This window comes from Kaistia defluvii (genome assembly GCF_026343955.1).
Classification (GTDB): Bacteria; Pseudomonadota; Alphaproteobacteria; order Rhizobiales; family Kaistiaceae; genus Kaistia; species Kaistia defluvii.
This window is the reverse complement of sequence record NZ_JAPKNI010000001.1, coordinates 746,950-762,151: the sequence shown is the minus strand read 5'-3', so window position 1 is coordinate 762,151 and position 15,202 is coordinate 746,950. Positions and strand designations below refer to the sequence as shown.

Below are 15,202 nucleotides of genomic sequence, written 5' to 3'. Positions count from 1 at the left end.
GGTCGGCGCCGGTTCCCGCGCGGTGTTGCGCCGCCGCCCGCCCTGCGGGCGTTCCCATCGATCAGAAGGGGTTCCAGGTCTGGCGGTCGGTGAACTTCAGATAGCCGATATTGAGGCCGAGACGGGCGCCAAGGCCGGAAACGATCGGAACGATGAAGACGTCGTCGCGAGACAGCACCGTCATGCCGACGCCGCCGACCAGGAAGGCCGAGCCGTTGACGCCGCCGAAGCGCGAATAGATCGCGTTGATCGAGGGCAGATTGTAGACGAGCATCATGACGCGCGAGCCCTCGCCGCCAATGTCCCAGCCAAGCGATGGTCCCTGGAAGAAGACCTGATGCTGTCCGGCGTTCTTGGTGTAGAGCGTGCCGTTGCCATAGCGCAGGCCGGCGAACAGCGCGCCCGATCCCTGCTCGCCCAGGATGTAGCCGTTCGGCAGGCCATATTTGGATACTGCGTGCTCCACGACGGAGGCGAGGCTGCCGGATACCTCGCCGAAGAACCGATGCCCGGTATTGACCAGCTCGTCCGAGGAATATTGCTGCGGGTTCTGCGCATAGGCCGGCCGGAGGGCAAGGAGCGGCGCGGCCAGCGCGATCAGCGCGAGACAGAAAGTAAGACGCAGGCTGCGGGTCATGTCGGTCGGCTCCTTGTCGTGGCGGCTGTCATGGCACGGAACCGATCCCCGACGGGCGGCGGAAACCGGCAGCAGGCGCGCGAATCACCGATAGGAGTGTAAGTGAAAAAAGGGCGGCATTCTGACGTGGTTCCGGCGGGCGCGCCGCAGGGCCGGTTGCAGCCCCGCCGGTGGCGGGCGGTTGGCAGCATCGTTGGGCCGGTGTATCCCCGAAGCGTCTTTTTTCCATGCGTTGATTCGTGCCAATCAGGGGGATGACCCGTCATGACCAATGAGATCGAACTCGAAGCCCTCGATCTCGCGGCGCTGCTGTGCAGCCGCGTGTGTCACGACATCATCTCGCCCGTCGGCGCGATCAACAACGGCCTCGAGGTTCTCGACGAAGAGACCAATGAGGAAATGAAGGCCTTCGCCTTCGACCTGATCCGCAAGAGCGCCCGCCAGGCCTCGGCCAAGCTGCAATTCGCCCGTCTTGCCTTTGGCGCGGCCGGTTCGGCCGGCGCCGAGATCGACATCGGCGACGCCGAGAAGGTCGCACGCGGCTACATGGAAGGCGAGAAGGCGAATTTCGAATGGACGGCGCCGCGCGCGCTTATGCCGAAGAACCAGGTCAAGCTGATCCTCAACCTCGTGCTGATGGCGGTGGCTTCCGTGCCGCGCGGCGGGTTGATCAAGGTCACGGTCGAGGGCGAGCCGTCCAGGCCGGACGTCACCTTCCATTGCTCGGGCCCGAGCGCGCGCATCCCGCCCGCCTTCGAAAAGCTGATCCCCGGCACGATCGTCGACGTCAACATCGATGCGCATGCCGTGCAGCCTTACTATGCAGGCCTGTTGGCGCGAAGCTGCGGCATGACCGTGGCGGCGGTGCTGGAGGGCACGGATGTGATCATCACCGCGCGGTCGAGCGCCGCGGCGGCGGGGAGCGAGGAGGCTCCGGCCGAAGCGCCCGCGGCCGAGACGATGGTCGCGGAAGCCGCCCCGGAGGCGGCCGAGCCTGTCGCCGTCGGCGAAGACGAGGCCACGCAGCAAGCCTGATCGGCAGGACGGCTGCGCCTGCCGCAGCCCTGAAATACAGAGAAGCCGCGCGGATCGAACGATCGGCGCGGCTTTTTCTTTGCCCGGCAAAGGCTTGCACGGGGCAGGGCCTTGAACGTGCCGTGAAGGGCCGCCGGTTTCCGCCAAAGAAAAACCCCGCCGGAGCGGAGCTTTTCACATTCCAGCCGGGGGAGGACCGGCTATGCGCTGGCGCGCATCTGAACTTCGTCGGGCTCGCGCAGCACATAGCCGCGGCCCCAGACGGTCTCGATGTAGTTGAGGCCGTTGGTCGCCGTCGCCAGCTTCTTGCGCAGCTTGCAGATGAAGACGTCGATGATCTTCAGTTCGGGCTCGTCCATGCCGCCATAGAGATGGTTCAGGAACATCTCCTTGGTCAGCGTCGTGCCCTTGCGGAGCGAAAGCAGCTCCAGCATCTGGTATTCCTTGCCCGTCAGGTGCACGCGGCTGCCATGGACCTCGACCGTCTTGGTGTCGAGATTGACCGTCAGCTCGCCGGTGATGATGACCGACTGGGCATGGCCCTTCGAGCGGCGCACGATCGCATGAATGCGCGCAACGAGCTCGTCCTTGTGGAAGGGCTTGGTCATGTAGTCGTCGGCGCCGAAACCGAGGCCGCGCACCTTGTCCTCGATGCCGGCTAGGCCGGAAAGGATCAGGATCGGCGTCTTCACCTTGGCGACGCGCAGCGACCGGAGAACCTCGTATCCCGACATGTCGGGCAGGTTCAGGTCGAGCAGAATGATGTCGTAATCGTAGAGCTTGCCGAGATCGACACCCTCTTCGCCGAGATCCGTCGTGTAGACGTTAAAATTCTCGGACTTGAGCATCAACTCGATGCTCTGCGCCGTGGCGCTGTCGTCCTCGATCAGCAGAACTCGCATACCAATCCCCTCAATTGCCTATCCTGGGCTTGGCGCTCCGGCCTCGAAAACCGGTGCTTGGAAAACGGCTCACCCCGATTCGAAGGCTAACGCTTAATGGTTAACAAATTCTGATTCGTGCTCACAAGGGGTTCAGGCGAATTATTCGGAAATCGCCCAAGCTCTTTGAGATTCCGAGCGAATTGGTGTGGATTGCACCCTTTCGCTCGATTGCACGAATTCCGGTAACCAATTGGTCGGACTCACGGAATTAGGATGAAGGCACCGCAGACGGGGTTTACCCGCCCTTAAGCCCTCCTGCGCCATGATTAACGCGAGACGTAAACGAAAGGTTAGCGCGAGGTCGCGGGCTTAAGGTTTTGACAAGTTTGATGGCCGTTAACCACAGCGGCGACGAGAACGTCCCCGAGGCCGTCGGCATCGCAGCGCGTCTACGTCTCAGTGTTCAGGGAGTAACGAGTATGAAGTCGCGTGATAGCATCATTCGGCTAAAGCGTTTCCAGGCCGAGGAAAAGCGTCGGCAGGTCAACCAGATCCAGACCATGGTCGCCGAGTTCGAGCGCATGGCGCGCGACCTCGAAGACCAGATTAATGTCGAGCAGGAACGCGCCGGCATCCGGGACACCTCGCATTTCGCCTATCCGACCTTCGCCAAGGCGGCGATGGCCCGGCGCGACAATCTCCGCGCCTCGGCACAGGATCTCGAGGCGCAGCTGGCCGCGGCCCAGGCTGGCCTCGATCTCGCGCTCGACGATCTCGCCAAGGCGGAGCAGATGGCGCTCCGCGACCAGGAGAGAAATGCAGCGGTCGATCTTGCCGCGACGCGTCGCCCGGCTCGCTCGACCGCCGCCGAGCGGCGGTCCTGGTAGGGGTTAACGGCACCTGCCGCTGTTAGCGCCTCGTTAACCCTCCGGAAAGCGCCGGCCTCAGGCCGACGGCGTCGGATCGATCAACGCGACATGCGGCCCGGCCGATCTCGGCAGGTGGCCGTCGAGGCGCGGATCGGTCGAGACCTCGATCGCGAACTTGAACGGCGTGAAGCCGGCTCGCTTGTAGAAGCGCAGGGCGGCCGGATGGTCGAACGAGCAGGTGTGGAGCCAGACGCGCTCCGTACCGCCGTCCCAGGCGACGGCAAGCGCCGCATTCATCAGTTGCCGGGCCGCGCCGGTGCCGGTCGCCTCGGGCACCACGCCGAACATCGCGATCTCGACATTCGCCGGCCGGCCTTCGCCGCGATGCAGCTCGGCCAGTCCGATCGGCGCGCCGTCCTGCTCGAGGAAGTGGATCTCGGTCGAGGGCTTGGCCAGCAGGGCGGCGAGTTCGTCATCCGACATCACGGCGCGCGAGAACCACAGCCAGTCCGTGCCGATCCGGCGGTAGAGGTCGCGGTAGGCGGCGAGATCCGGCTTCGCCACATGGCGCACCGTCCGGCCGCTCTCCGCCGCGACGGCCGGGGCAGGGCGGCTCGTCATCTCCAGATAGGTGACGACATTGGCGATCCGGCCGGGCGGCAGGTCGGTATAGCCGTCGAGGTCGAGGGCGATCGTTTGCGTCATTCCAGAATCTCCCGGTCGAGCAGGTAGCGAGCGGCCGCGATCAGCGTCGGCCGGATGTTGGCGCGGGCGGCGAAGACGAGCAGCAGCGGCTCGTTCTCGAGGAAGTATTCAAGCACCGCGGTGAGGAAGCCCGGATCGCCGGCCGCGTCGCGCAGCGTTTCCGGCCCGAGACCGACCAGCGCCAGGAAGCGGCCCAGTTCCTCCGGTTCCGATGCCAGGAAGGCCAGGCCCTCGATCGCCAGCCTCTCCGCGCCCTCGAGGTCGAGCGGCGGCTCTTTCTGCCGGATCATGCATTTGCCTTTCCGAAACGAATCTTCGCTAAAGTGGAGATCGATACCATCTAGTAGACGCCGTCGACGGGATCGAGGGCTGCAAGAAGGGACGAATGGCAAAGACCGTTCTCGTGGTGGAAGACAACGAGCTCAACATGAAGCTCTTCCACGACCTCCTCGAAGCGCATGGCTATGACATTATCCAGACCCGAAACGGCCTGGAAGCGCTCGAACTCGCCCGCACCCATCGCCCCGACCTGATTCTGATGGATATCCAGCTTCCCGAGGTCTCGGGCCTCGAAGTGACGAAGTGGATCAAGGAGGACGACGAACTGCGCGTCATCCCGATCATCGCCGTCACCGCCTTCGCCATGAAGGGCGACGAGGAGCGCATCCGCCAGGGCGGCTGCGAGGCCTATCTGTCGAAGCCGATCTCCATCGGCAAGTTCATCGAGACGGTGAAGACCTATCTCGGCGACGCCTGAGGCGCTTTTTCCCAATTCGTGCTGCTGGCCGGAACTGTAGCCATCATCCTGAGGTGCCCGGCGAAGCCGGGCCTCGAAGGAGGGTCCAGCGAACGCCCTTGATCTGGATCGCGAGCGGGTTTCGCCGGACTTTCGGACGTTGTCTGCATACTGGAGTGCCCCGCTGGACCCTCCTTCGAGGCTTCGCTTACGCGAAGCACCTCAGGATGATGGCGGGGCAGGTCGATCGGCCTGATAGACTCAGAGGCTTGGACAACTGCCGCCCTCACATTTGAGACAACAAAAAAGGCGCCGAAACGGCGCCTTTTTCGAAACTTCCGAAACCGATCTTACTTGATCTTGGCTTCGCGGAACTCGACGTGCTTGCGCGCGACCGGGTCGTACTTCTTGGCCGAGAACTTCTCGGTCATGGTACGCGAGTTCTTCTTGGTGACGTAGAAGAAGCCGGTGTCAGCGGAGCTCACGAGCTTGATCTTGATCGTGGTGGCCTTGGCCATGGTCAAACCTCAAAATTGTTGCGCGCAGCGTAGCTGAAACTGGCCCGGCGCCTTTGTGCGCGCACCCTACGGATTCAGAACTGAAAGTCAAGAAAGCTTCTTGGACACTCCCTTGGAAACTCCTCCGGGAAGTCGCGCCAGCCCGATCCGGATGATCAGCATGGCGAGATAGGCGGCGAAGAAGAGGCCGATCCCGATGGCGAAGCCATGCGGATTCCAGACATCCATCGCGACACCGAGCGTCGCCGGGCCGACGAGTCCACCCAGCGAATAGCAGAAGACGAAGGCGGCGTTGGCGGCGGCCAGATCCGACCCGGTGAAGCGCGAACCGAGATGGGCGAGGCCGACCGTGTAGAGCGAGCCGATGACGCCGCCCCAGATCGCCAGGGCGATCATCAGCGGCCAGAACGAGGCGGCCACCAGCGGCAGGATCGCCGCGCCGAGCAGGCCGAAGGCGGCGATGATCATCAAGAGCTTCCGCCGGTCCATCCGGTCCGACAGCATGCCCATGGGCATCTGCAGCAGGATGTTGCCGACGGTGACGCCGATGCCGAGCAGGATCACCAGTTCGCGTGTATGGCCGACGCGCTGGCCATAGATCGGCAGCAGCGCGAAGGCACCGGTCTCGATCGTGCCGAACAGCAGCGCGGCGCCGGTGGCGGCGGGCGCCAGGAACAGGAAGCGGCCGAAGGAGTGCTTCTCGCGGCGATCGAGCTTGGGCGCGACGGGCAGGCCGCAAAGCACGGGGATGATACCGAGCGTCAGCACGCCCGAGCCGATCAGGAAGGGCAGCATGCCCTGCGTCCCCGTCAGCGACAGAATCACCGGGCCAAGCGCGAAGCCGCCGGACAGCACCGAGGCATAGATGCCCATGACGATGCCCCGTTTTGCGGGCGGCGCGGCCGAACTGATCCAGAATTCCGACAGCACGAAGGTGGTGGTGACGGCGGCGCCGCCGATCAGGCGCAGCAGGAACCAGGCCCAGAAGGGGGCGATATAGAAGAGGGGCAGGGCGGCCGCGAGGGTCAGGATCGCCAGCGCCAGCAATTGCGCCGTGCCGATTCGCGCGGCGAGCTTCGAGACAAACGGGGTCACGGCGATGGCGGCCAGGCCCCAGGTGGCGGTGTTGATGCCGATCCAGGTGGAGGAGATGCCGCGATCTTCCAGCGTCAGCGCCAGGAGCGGCAGCGTGATCGAGAAGCCGAGGCCGACGGCCGCGACGGATCCGATCGCCGCGACGAGGCCGATCGTGCCGCCGCCATCGGTCCGCCGCCCGGATGCCATGGTCATGTATTCGCCTCGGATACTGTAATGCAGCGCTGTGTCGTGAAAGGACGGCGCCGTTCTAGACGCTGCGCCGGCTTGGGTCGAGAGGGGAAGGCCGGTTCAGCCCCTGTCGGATCGGGAGCAGCAGCAGGGTTCATGGGGTTCAAACTTGAACTTCACGTCTCCCTCAGGGAGAGGCGCGGAGCGCTGCTCTTCGAGCCGGTCGGGATTCTGCATGACGGATGGGATCAGGGTGAGGCCGGACTTTGTCCGAAAGCCGGCTTTCGCATTTTAAGGCCGTCCGGCCCTAGCCCGAATCGGCGCGCCAGGCTTCCGGCGCGTGGTCGTCGGCGTCGCCCTCGGGATCGAAGCCGTGCATGTAGAGCGCCCATTGCAGCCCGACGATGGCGCCCTTGACCGGCCGCAGCAGGCCGAGTGTCAGGATGGCCGTCAGCGGCAGCCAGATCGCCAGATGCGTCATGTTGGAGAGATGCCAGGCCATTTCGACGATCAGCATCAGCGGGACCACGATGTGGGCGACGATGGTGATAGTGAAATAGGGCGGCGCATCGTCGGCGCGCTGGTGCGACAGGTCCTCGCCGCAGGCGTCGCAGGCATCGGCGACGGTGAGGTAGCCGTTGAACATCCGGCCCTTGCCGCAGGCCGGGCAGCGGCAGAAGAACCCGCGCGACATGGCCTGCCACAACGAACGCTGCGGGCGGACGGTCGCTTCGGAACTGCTGGTCCACTCGTTCATCGGCTTCTCCTTGACGCGGCTAATATCGCGCCTGGGCCGGGGGATACAAGCCGACGCGGCAATCCACCGCGCGGCCGGGCCGCGGCCCGGCCCGGGACCGGCGCGTCGCCATGACCCCAAGGGTCCATCTGGCGCGGCGTTGGCGGGCGTGCAAAACACACGGGGAAAGGCCCGCCGGTCTTGTCGCCCAGGGCGGAAGTCAATATAGGGGTCGCTTCAATGAATGAGCTCAAAGCCAGTCCCGCCGCAGTGTTCGCGCATCGCCACCTGCTAGGCATTGAAGGTCTCCTGCCCGCGGAGATCATCGCCCTTCTCGATCTCGCCGAAGAGGCCGTCGAAGTCAGCCGACAGGTCGAGAAGAAGAAGGCCGTCCTGCGCGGCCGCACCCAGATCAACCTGTTCTTCGAGGCTTCGACCCGGACGCAATCCTCGTTCGAACTGGCCGGAAAGCGCCTCGGCGCCGACGTCATGAACATGTCGGTTGGTTCGTCCTCGGTGAAGAAGGGCGAGACGCTGATCGACACGGCGATGACGCTGAACGCGATGAACCCCGACATCCTGGTGGTCCGCCACCACGCGGCCGGCGCGGTTCATCTGCTGGCGCAGAAGGTCGGCTGCTCGGTGATCAATGCCGGCGACGGCGCGCATGAGCATCCGACCCAGGCGCTGCTCGATGCGCTGACCATCCGCCGCCACAAGGGGCCGATCCACGACCTGACGGTGGCGATCTGCGGCGACATCCTGCATTCGCGCGTCGCCCGCTCCAACATCATGCTGCTGAACGCGCTGGGCGCCCGGGTGCGCTGCATCGGGCCATCGACGCTGCTGCCGAAGGGGCTCGACCGTCTCGGCGTCGAGATCTTCACCGACATGCGCAAGGGTCTGAAGGATGTCGACATCGTCATGATGCTGCGCCTGCAGCGCGAGCGCATGGACGGCTCCTTCGTGCCTTCGGTGCGCGAATATTTCCACTTCTTCGGTCTCGATGCCGAGAAGCTGGCCTATGCCAGGCCGGGCGCGCTGGTGATGCATCCCGGCCCGATGAACCGGGGCGTCGAGATCGACTCGGCCATCGCCGACGGGCCGCAGAGCCTGATCCGCGACCAGGTCGAGATGGGCGTCGCAGTGCGCATGGCGGTGCTCGAGGCACTCGCCCAGAACCTTCCGAACGGATGAGGGCGAGATGAACCCGGATCGCCTGAAGAATAATGAACGCCCGCTGGTGCTCGCCAATGCGCGCGTCATCGACCCGTCGCGCAAGCTCGACGCGCGCGGCTCCGTCATCCTCGCCGATGGCATGATCGTGGCGGCCGGGCCGGAGGCAGACAGCGCCGCCGTTCCGGATGGCGCCGAAATCGTCGATTGCCGCGGCGCTGCCGTCATGCCCGGCCTGATCGACATGCGCGTCTTCATCGGCGAACCAGGCGGCGAACATCGCGAGACCTTCGCCTCGGCCGGCCAGTCGGCCGCCGCCGGCGGCGTCACCACCGTCATCATGATGCCGGACACCGACCCGGTGATCGACGACGTGGCGCTGGTCGATTTCATCGCCCGCCGCACGCGCGACACGGCGCTGGTCAACGTCATGCCGATGGCCGCCGTCACCAAGGGCCTGAAGGGCCGCGAGATGACGGAATTCGGCCTGTTGCAGGATGCCGGCGCCGTCGGCTTCACCGATGGGCGGCACTCGATCACCAATGCGCTGGTGCTGCGCCGGGCGCTGACCTATGCGCGCGATTTCGGCGCGCTGATCATGCACCATCCGGCCGATCCGGACCTGACCGGCTCGGGCGTGATGAACGAAGGCGAGACGGCGACCCGGCTCGGCCTTTCCGGCATCCCCAAGGAAGCCGAGATCATCATGCTGGAGCGCGACATCCGTCTCGCGGCGCTGACGCGCGGCCGCTATCACGCGGCCCAGATCTCCTGCGCGGAATCGCTCGAGATCATCCGCCGCGCCAAGAAGGCCGGGCTCGCCGTCTCCTGCGGCGTCTCGGCCACGCATCTGGCGCTGAACGAGCTCGATATCGGGCCGTACCGCACCTTCTTCCGCCTGTCGCCGCCACTGCGTTCGGAAGACGACCGGCAGGCGATGATCGAGGGCGTCGCCGATGGCTCGATCGACGTGATCGTCTCCAGCCACGATCCGCAGGACGTCGACACCAAGCGCCACCCCTTCGCGGAAGCCGCCGATGGCGCGGTCGGGCTCGAAACCCTGCTCGCGGCGACGCTGCGCCTGGTCAACAATGGTGATGTCGACCTGCTGACGGTGGCGCGCGCGCTCTCGACCCGCCCGGCGGAACTGCTCGGCCTGCCGGGTGGCAGGCTGACGCCGGGCGCGCCCGCCGACATCATCCTGGTCGATCCGGCGATGCCCTGGATCTGCGACGGCGAGAAGCTGCGCTCGCGCTCGAAGAACACGCCGTTCGAAGGCGCGCGCTTCGAGGGCCGCGTGCTCCGGACAATCGTTGCAGGCCGGACCGTCTACGCATACGCTGGCGACTGATTTCACGTTTTCCGGTGCTGCCTTTCCAGGCACCGGGCCATCTTTTCGAGTTCGGGGGAATCCTGCCATGCCGCAGCCGGTTGGCTGGGACTTAAGCGCGTCGCTCGCCGTGGCGGCGCTGGTGCTTGGCTATCTCCTGGGCTCGATCCCGTTCGGGCTGATCCTGACGCGCTTCGCCGGCCTCGGCGACATCCGCTCGATCGGCTCGGGCAATATCGGCGCCACCAACGTCCTGCGCACCGGCAACAAGAAGCTGGCCGCCGCGACCCTGCTCGGCGATGCGCTGAAGGGCACCGCCGCCGTGCTGCTGGCCGGTCATTTCTGGGGGCCGGAAGCCGCGATCCTGGCCGGTCTCGGCGCCTTTCTCGGCCACATCTTCTCCGTCTGGCTGCGCTTCAAGGGCGGCAAGGGCGTCGCTACCTATCTCGGCGTGCTGATCGGGCTTGCCTGGCCCATGGCGCTGCTGTTCGCGGTGGTCTGGATCGCGGTCGCCTATATCGCACGCTATTCCTCGCTCGCGGCGCTGGTGGCCAGCGTGCTCGTGCCGATCGTGTTGCTGGCGACCGGCGATATCCCGAAGGGGGGGCTGTTCGCGGTTCTGGCGGTGATCCTGATCCTCAAGCACAGCACCAACATCCGGCGGCTGCTGGGCGGCACCGAGAGCCGCATCGGCCAGAAGGGCTGACATGGCGCGCGGGGAAAATGGTTCTCCCCGCGACGTTGGACGGCCCGCCGACGTCCGCCTGAGCGACGACGAGCGCACCGCCTGGCTGCAGCTGATCCGTAGCGAGAATGTCGGGCCCGTGACCTTTCGCGAGCTGATCCGGCATTTCGGCTCGGCCATCGCCGCCCTCGAAGGACTGCCGGAACTCGCCGCCCGCAGCGGACGCCGCGTCCGCATCGCCGGCCGCACTGAAGCCGAGCGCGAGATCGACCAGCTTTCTCGCCTCGGCGGCCAGTTCGTTGCGATCCGCGAGACGGGGTATCCGGCCTGGCTGAAGGCGATCGATGCCGCGCCGCCACTTCTCGCCGTTCGCGGCAGCCTCGCCGTGCTGGAGAAGCCGATGATCGCGATCGTCGGCGCGCGCAGCGCCTCGGTGGTCGGCTGCCGGCTGGCGCAGCGGCTGGCGCGCGATCTCGGCGATGGCGGCTTCGTCATCGCTTCGGGCCTGGCGCGCGGAATCGACGCGGCAGCGCATGCGGCGGCGCTGGAGGGCGGCACCGTCGCCGTCTTCGCCGGCGGGCTCGACCGGCTCTATCCGCCGGAAAACGCCGCGCTCGCCGACCGCATCCTGGCCAGCGGCGGGGCGCATGTCTCGGAAATGCCGCTCGGCTGGGAGCCGCGCTCGCGCGATTTTCCCCGCCGCAACCGGCTGGTCGCCGGCATGGCGTCGGGCACCGTCATCGTCGAGGCGGCGCAGCGCTCGGGATCGCTGATCACGGCGCGGCTGGCCGCCGAACAGGGCAGGGCGGTGTTCGCCGTGCCGGGGTCGCCGCTCGATCCGCGCGCCGCCGGCACCAATCAGCTGATCAAGCAGGGCGCGCATCTCGTCACCGAAGCCGCCGACGTGCTGGAGATCGTGGCGCCCATGCTCGGCCGCGCCTTTGCGCCGCAGGCCGGCTGGCCGGTCGGCGGTGGCGACGGCCTGGCCGAACGCGGCTTCGACGGGGCGGCATTCCTCGACGCGGACGCGGCGCTCGAAGCGGAAGCGATGCCGGGCGAAGAGGTGGCGAGGGCGGAGGGGCGATCCAGCCACGCCGCGTCCGGACCGGGCATGGCGGGCGAGGGGATGCGCGCGGCGGTTGCGCCGGATGCCGCGCAGCACGAAAGGGATCGCGACCGGCTGGTCGAGGCGCTGGGGCCGGCGCCGACCGAGATCGACGCCCTGATTCGATTTACCGGCCTGCCGGCGGCGACGGTGCAGATGCTGCTGCTGGAACTGGACCTGGCCGGCCGGATCGAGCACCACGCCGGCCAGCGCGTTTCCCTGCTTTCCTAGGCGTGGCCGTCCTGTTTCCAGGCGTGGCGGTCCTGCCCGCGCCGCAGGGCGAAGCGCGGCCTTCTCTAGCCGGTATGGCGCTGGCGCTGGCTTTCCTGGCGGGCTTCTTCTTCCGAGACGGCGAGCAGGTAGGACAGGAACTCCAGCCCGGCGCTGGAGGCCATGCTGCGCAGTTCTTTCGTCATGTCGGCGATGTAGCTGGCCTTCTCGTGCCGCAGGCTGGCGTCACGGGGGCCCATGTCGTCGCCGCTGGTATCTTCCGGTTGCCACCCCATATCCATACCTCGATCGCTACAAGGTCTGCATCGGCTCTGATATAGTTGCGATTGCAACCGAATGCAACTTATTGTTGCGCCGGTATGGGGCGTCACGGCCTTCATTGACAGTCAGGGTGCTTTCCGGGATTGTCCAGCCCGAATGCGCCCACACCGTGGGCCGGCGGGATTTCCGCCTTGTTCCAATTCTCGTCGGATCGGGTTTTCGTGGCCCGTCCGGCCTTTTCGTAAATGGCATTGATGAATCTCGTCATCGTGGAATCGCCTGCAAAGGCGAAAACGATCAACAAGTACCTCGGCTCCGACTATCACGTCGTGGCGTCCTACGGCCATGTCCGCGACCTGCCGTCGAAGGACGGCTCGGTTCTGCCGGACGAGGACTTCGCGATGAGCTGGGAGGCGGACCCGAAGTCCGCCAAGCGCCTCGTCGACATGGCCGCCGCCGCCAAGGCGGCCGACCGCATCATTCTCGCAACCGACCCGGATCGCGAAGGCGAGGCCATTTCCTGGCACGTTCTCGAGGTCCTGAAGCAGAAGCGGGCGATCAAGGACAAGCCGGTCGAACGCGTGGTGTTCAACGCGATCACCAAGCAGGCCGTCCTCGAGGCGATGAAGAACCCGCGCCCGATCGACGTGGCGCTGGTCGACGCCTATCTGGCGCGCCGGGCCCTCGACTATCTGGTCGGCTTCACGCTGTCGCCGGTGCTGTGGCGCAAGCTGCCGGGCGCCCGCTCGGCCGGCCGCGTCCAGTCCGTGGCGCTCCGCCTGGTCTGCGACCGCGAGAACGAGATCGAGATCTTCAAGCCGCGCGAATACTGGTCGCTGCTGGCAACGCTGGCGACGCCGCGCGGCGACGAGTTCCAGGCCCGCCTGGTCGGCGCCGACGGCAAGAAGATCAGCCGCCTCGACGTTGGCACGGCCGAAGAGGCCGAAGCGTTCCGCGCGGCGCTCGATGCCGGCCGCTACACGGTGGCCGAGATCGAGTCGAAGCCGGCCAAGCGCCATCCCTTCGCGCCGTTCACCACCTCGACGCTGCAACAGGAGGCCAGCCGCAAGCTCGGCTTCGCGCCGAACCGCACCATGCAGCTCGCCCAGCGCCTGTATGAAGGCGTCGAGCTCGGTGGCGAGACGGTCGGTCTGATCACCTATATGCGTACCGACGGCGTCGACATGGCGCCGGAGGCGGTTGCCGCCGTCCGCGGCGTGATCGGCACCGATTTCTCGCCCAAGCACCTGCCGGACGCCCCGCGCCGCTACCAGACCAAGGCGAAGAACGCCCAGGAAGCGCACGAAGCGGTCCGCCCGACCGACCCAACGCGCCGTCCGCGTGACGTCGCCCGCTATGTCGAGCAGGACCAGGCCCGCCTCTACGAGCTGATCTGGAAGCGCACCGTCGCCAGCCAGATGGAATCGGCCGAGATGCAGCGCACCGCCGTCGACATTCTCGTCGAGGCCGGCGGCCGCAAGATCGACCTGCGCGCTTCCGGCCAGGTCATGACCTTCGACGGCTTCCTCGCTCTCTATAATGAGGACAAGGACGAGGAGGGCGACGAGGACGAAGGCCGCCTGCCGCGCATGGAGAAGGGCGAGAGCCTGACCAAGAAGGCGATCGCCGCGACCCAGCATTTCACCGAGCCGCCGCCGCGCTACAGCGAGGCGACGCTGGTGAAGCGCATGGAGGAGCTCGGCATCGGGCGTCCCTCGACCTATGCCGCGACGCTGACCGTTCTGCGCGACCGCGAATATGTCCGCCTCGACAAGAAGCGCCTCGTGCCGGAGGACAAGGGCCGTCTGGTCACGGCCTTCCTGCAGAGCTTCTTCGCCCGCTATGTCGAATATGACTTCACCGCCGACCTGGAAGAGAAGCTCGACCAGATCTCGGCTGGCGAGATCGCCTGGAAGGACGTGCTGCGCGAATTCTGGCAGCGTTTCGCCGCCGATGTCGGCGAGACCAAGGAACTGCGCGTCACGCAGGTTCTGGACGCGCTGAACGACCTGCTGGGGCCCCACATCTTCCCGGCGCGCGCCGATGGCGGCGATCCGCGCGCCTGCCCGTCCTGCGGCGTCGGCCGCCTGTCGCTGAAGCTCGGCAAGTTCGGCGCCTTTATCGGCTGCTCGAACTATCCGGAATGCCGCTTCACCCGCCAACTCGTCGCCTCGGGCGACGAGGCGACGCCGGGCGAGAATGGCGAAAACGGTTCGGTGCTCGGCGCCGAGGGTTCGAAGGTGCTGGGCAAGGATCCGGCGACCGGACTCGACGTGACGCTGCGCAGCGGCCGTTTCGGTCCCTATGTCCAGCTCGGCGAGCCGGAAGGCAAGGACAAGCCCAAGCGCGCCTCCCTGCCCAAGGGCTGGGAAGCCGCGTCGCTCGACCTCGACAAGGCGCTCGCGCTCCTGTCGCTGCCGCGCGAGGTCGGCATCCACCCCGAGGACGGCAAGCCGATCCAGGCCGGTATCGGCCGCTACGGCCCGTTCCTGCTGCATGACGGCAAATACGCCAATCTCGACAGCGTCGACGAGGTCTTCGTCGTCGGCATCAACCGGGCTGTCGCCGTCATCGCCGAAAAGAAGGCGCGCGGCGGACGTCCGGCTCGCGCCGGCGCCGAGCCGCTGAAGACGCTGGGCGACCACCCGACCCTGGGCGGGCCGATCACCGTGCATGCCGGCAAGTATGGCCCCTATGTGAAGCATGGCGCCGTCAACGCCACGCTGCCCAAGGCGCTGCCGCCGGAAACCGTCTCGCTCGACGAAGCCGTCGCCCTGATCGCCGAAAAGGCGGGCAAGGCTCCGGTCAAGAAGACGCGCGCGGCGGCGAAGCCGAAGGCCGAAGCCAAGACCACCGCGAAGAAGGCGCCGGCGAAGAAGGCCGCTGCCAAGGCCGCGGATGGCGAAGACGCGCCGGCCAAGAAGGCACCGGCCAAGAAGGCGGCCGCCGCCAAGAAGCCGGCGGCGAAAAAGGCCGCGCCCAAGAAATCGGCCGTCGAGGCCGACGCCGAGTAATCGGCCGCCAACGA

At 66.5% G+C, this 15,202-nt stretch carries 16 protein-coding genes; 8 read left to right on the top strand and 8 right to left on the bottom strand.

Going from position 1 to position 15,202, the window contains the following annotated elements; genetic code table 11:
• Positions 1-61 precede the first annotated feature (61 nt).
• Positions 62-637 carry a DUF1134 domain-containing protein gene (locus OSH10_RS03495; protein WP_266330154.1) on the bottom strand — a complete coding sequence of 192 codons (576 nt, stop codon included), beginning with the start codon at positions 635-637 and terminating at the stop codon, positions 62-64.
• 264 nt (positions 638-901) lie between these two features.
• Between OSH10_RS03495 and chpT the strand changes: the two genes are divergently transcribed.
• Positions 902-1,672 (top strand): histidine phosphotransferase ChpT, encoded by a 771-nt coding sequence (gene chpT, locus OSH10_RS03490; protein WP_266330152.1) that lies wholly within the window; start codon positions 902-904, stop codon positions 1,670-1,672.
• A 200-nt stretch (positions 1,673-1,872) separates the two neighbouring features.
• On the opposite strand, the gene ctrA is transcribed toward chpT, so the two are convergent.
• A complete protein-coding gene (gene ctrA / locus OSH10_RS03485) occupies positions 1,873-2,574 on the bottom strand; it encodes a response regulator transcription factor CtrA (protein WP_266330150.1) in 702 nt (233 codons plus the stop codon).
• A gap of 461 nt (positions 2,575-3,035) precedes the next feature.
• Between ctrA and OSH10_RS03480 the strand changes: the two genes are divergently transcribed.
• The gene (locus tag OSH10_RS03480) at positions 3,036-3,443 is read left to right on the top strand and encodes a flagellar export protein FliJ (RefSeq protein ID WP_266330149.1); all 408 of its coding nucleotides are present in this window, start codon (positions 3,036-3,038) and stop codon (positions 3,441-3,443) included.
• Between the two features lie 57 nt (positions 3,444-3,500).
• Here the strand turns inward: OSH10_RS03480 and OSH10_RS03475 are convergent, their stop codons facing one another.
• Both OSH10_RS03475 and OSH10_RS03470 read right to left on the bottom strand, forming a co-directional pair.
• Positions 3,501-4,130 (bottom strand): GNAT family N-acetyltransferase, encoded by a 630-nt coding sequence (locus OSH10_RS03475; RefSeq protein ID WP_266330148.1) that lies wholly within the window; start codon positions 4,128-4,130, stop codon positions 3,501-3,503.
• Entirely contained in the window at positions 4,127-4,420 is a 294-nt protein-coding gene (locus OSH10_RS03470; RefSeq protein WP_266330147.1) for a DUF3572 domain-containing protein, read from the bottom strand. The genes OSH10_RS03475 and OSH10_RS03470 overlap by 4 nt, the downstream gene beginning before the upstream one ends.
• Positions 4,421-4,515: 95 nt before the next feature.
• Here OSH10_RS03470 and OSH10_RS03465 point away from each other — a divergent pair, with 95 nt between their 5' ends.
• The gene (locus OSH10_RS03465) at positions 4,516-4,887 is read left to right on the top strand and encodes a response regulator (RefSeq protein ID WP_266330146.1); all 372 of its coding nucleotides are present in this window, start codon (positions 4,516-4,518) and stop codon (positions 4,885-4,887) included.
• 329 nt (positions 4,888-5,216) lie between these two features.
• On the opposite strand, the gene rpmG is transcribed toward OSH10_RS03465, so the two are convergent.
• From rpmG to OSH10_RS03450, 3 genes are all read right to left on the bottom strand, one after another.
• Positions 5,217-5,384: a 50S ribosomal protein L33 gene (gene rpmG / locus OSH10_RS03460; protein ID WP_018181260.1), complete on the bottom strand. Its 168-nt coding sequence runs from the start codon at positions 5,382-5,384 to the stop codon at positions 5,217-5,219.
• An 87-nt stretch (positions 5,385-5,471) separates the two neighbouring features.
• Positions 5,472-6,674 (bottom strand): MFS transporter, encoded by a 1,203-nt coding sequence (locus OSH10_RS03455; RefSeq protein ID WP_266330144.1) that lies wholly within the window; start codon positions 6,672-6,674, stop codon positions 5,472-5,474.
• A 283-nt stretch (positions 6,675-6,957) separates the two neighbouring features.
• A complete protein-coding gene (locus OSH10_RS03450) occupies positions 6,958-7,407 on the bottom strand; it encodes a DUF983 domain-containing protein (RefSeq protein WP_266330143.1) in 450 nt (149 codons plus the stop codon).
• Positions 7,408-7,626: 219 nt separating this feature from the next.
• Here OSH10_RS03450 and OSH10_RS03445 point away from each other — a divergent pair, with 219 nt between their 5' ends.
• The 4 genes from OSH10_RS03445 (at position 7,627) to dprA (ending at position 11,913) form a co-directional block, all read left to right on the top strand.
• Positions 7,627-8,583: an aspartate carbamoyltransferase catalytic subunit gene (locus tag OSH10_RS03445; RefSeq protein WP_266330142.1), complete on the top strand. Its 957-nt coding sequence runs from the start codon at positions 7,627-7,629 to the stop codon at positions 8,581-8,583.
• A 7-nt stretch (positions 8,584-8,590) separates the two neighbouring features.
• On the top strand, positions 8,591-9,913 hold the full coding sequence (locus OSH10_RS03440; RefSeq protein ID WP_266330141.1) for a dihydroorotase: 1,323 nt from the start codon (positions 8,591-8,593) through the stop codon (positions 9,911-9,913).
• A 67-nt stretch (positions 9,914-9,980) separates the two neighbouring features.
• Positions 9,981-10,598 carry a glycerol-3-phosphate 1-O-acyltransferase PlsY gene (plsY, locus tag OSH10_RS03435; protein ID WP_266330140.1) on the top strand — a complete coding sequence of 206 codons (618 nt, stop codon included), beginning with the start codon at positions 9,981-9,983 and terminating at the stop codon, positions 10,596-10,598.
• Position 10,599: 1 nt separating this feature from the next.
• Entirely contained in the window at positions 10,600-11,913 is a 1,314-nt protein-coding gene (dprA, locus tag OSH10_RS03430; protein ID WP_266330139.1) for a DNA-processing protein DprA, read from the top strand.
• Between the two features lie 65 nt (positions 11,914-11,978).
• On the opposite strand, the gene OSH10_RS03425 is transcribed toward dprA, so the two are convergent.
• Entirely contained in the window at positions 11,979-12,188 is a 210-nt protein-coding gene (locus OSH10_RS03425; RefSeq protein WP_266330138.1) for a hypothetical protein, read from the bottom strand.
• Between the two features lie 240 nt (positions 12,189-12,428).
• Here OSH10_RS03425 and topA point away from each other — a divergent pair, with 240 nt between their 5' ends.
• Entirely contained in the window at positions 12,429-15,188 is a 2,760-nt protein-coding gene (gene topA / locus OSH10_RS03420; RefSeq protein ID WP_266330137.1) for a type I DNA topoisomerase, read from the top strand.
• Positions 15,189-15,202: the final 14 nt, after the last annotated feature.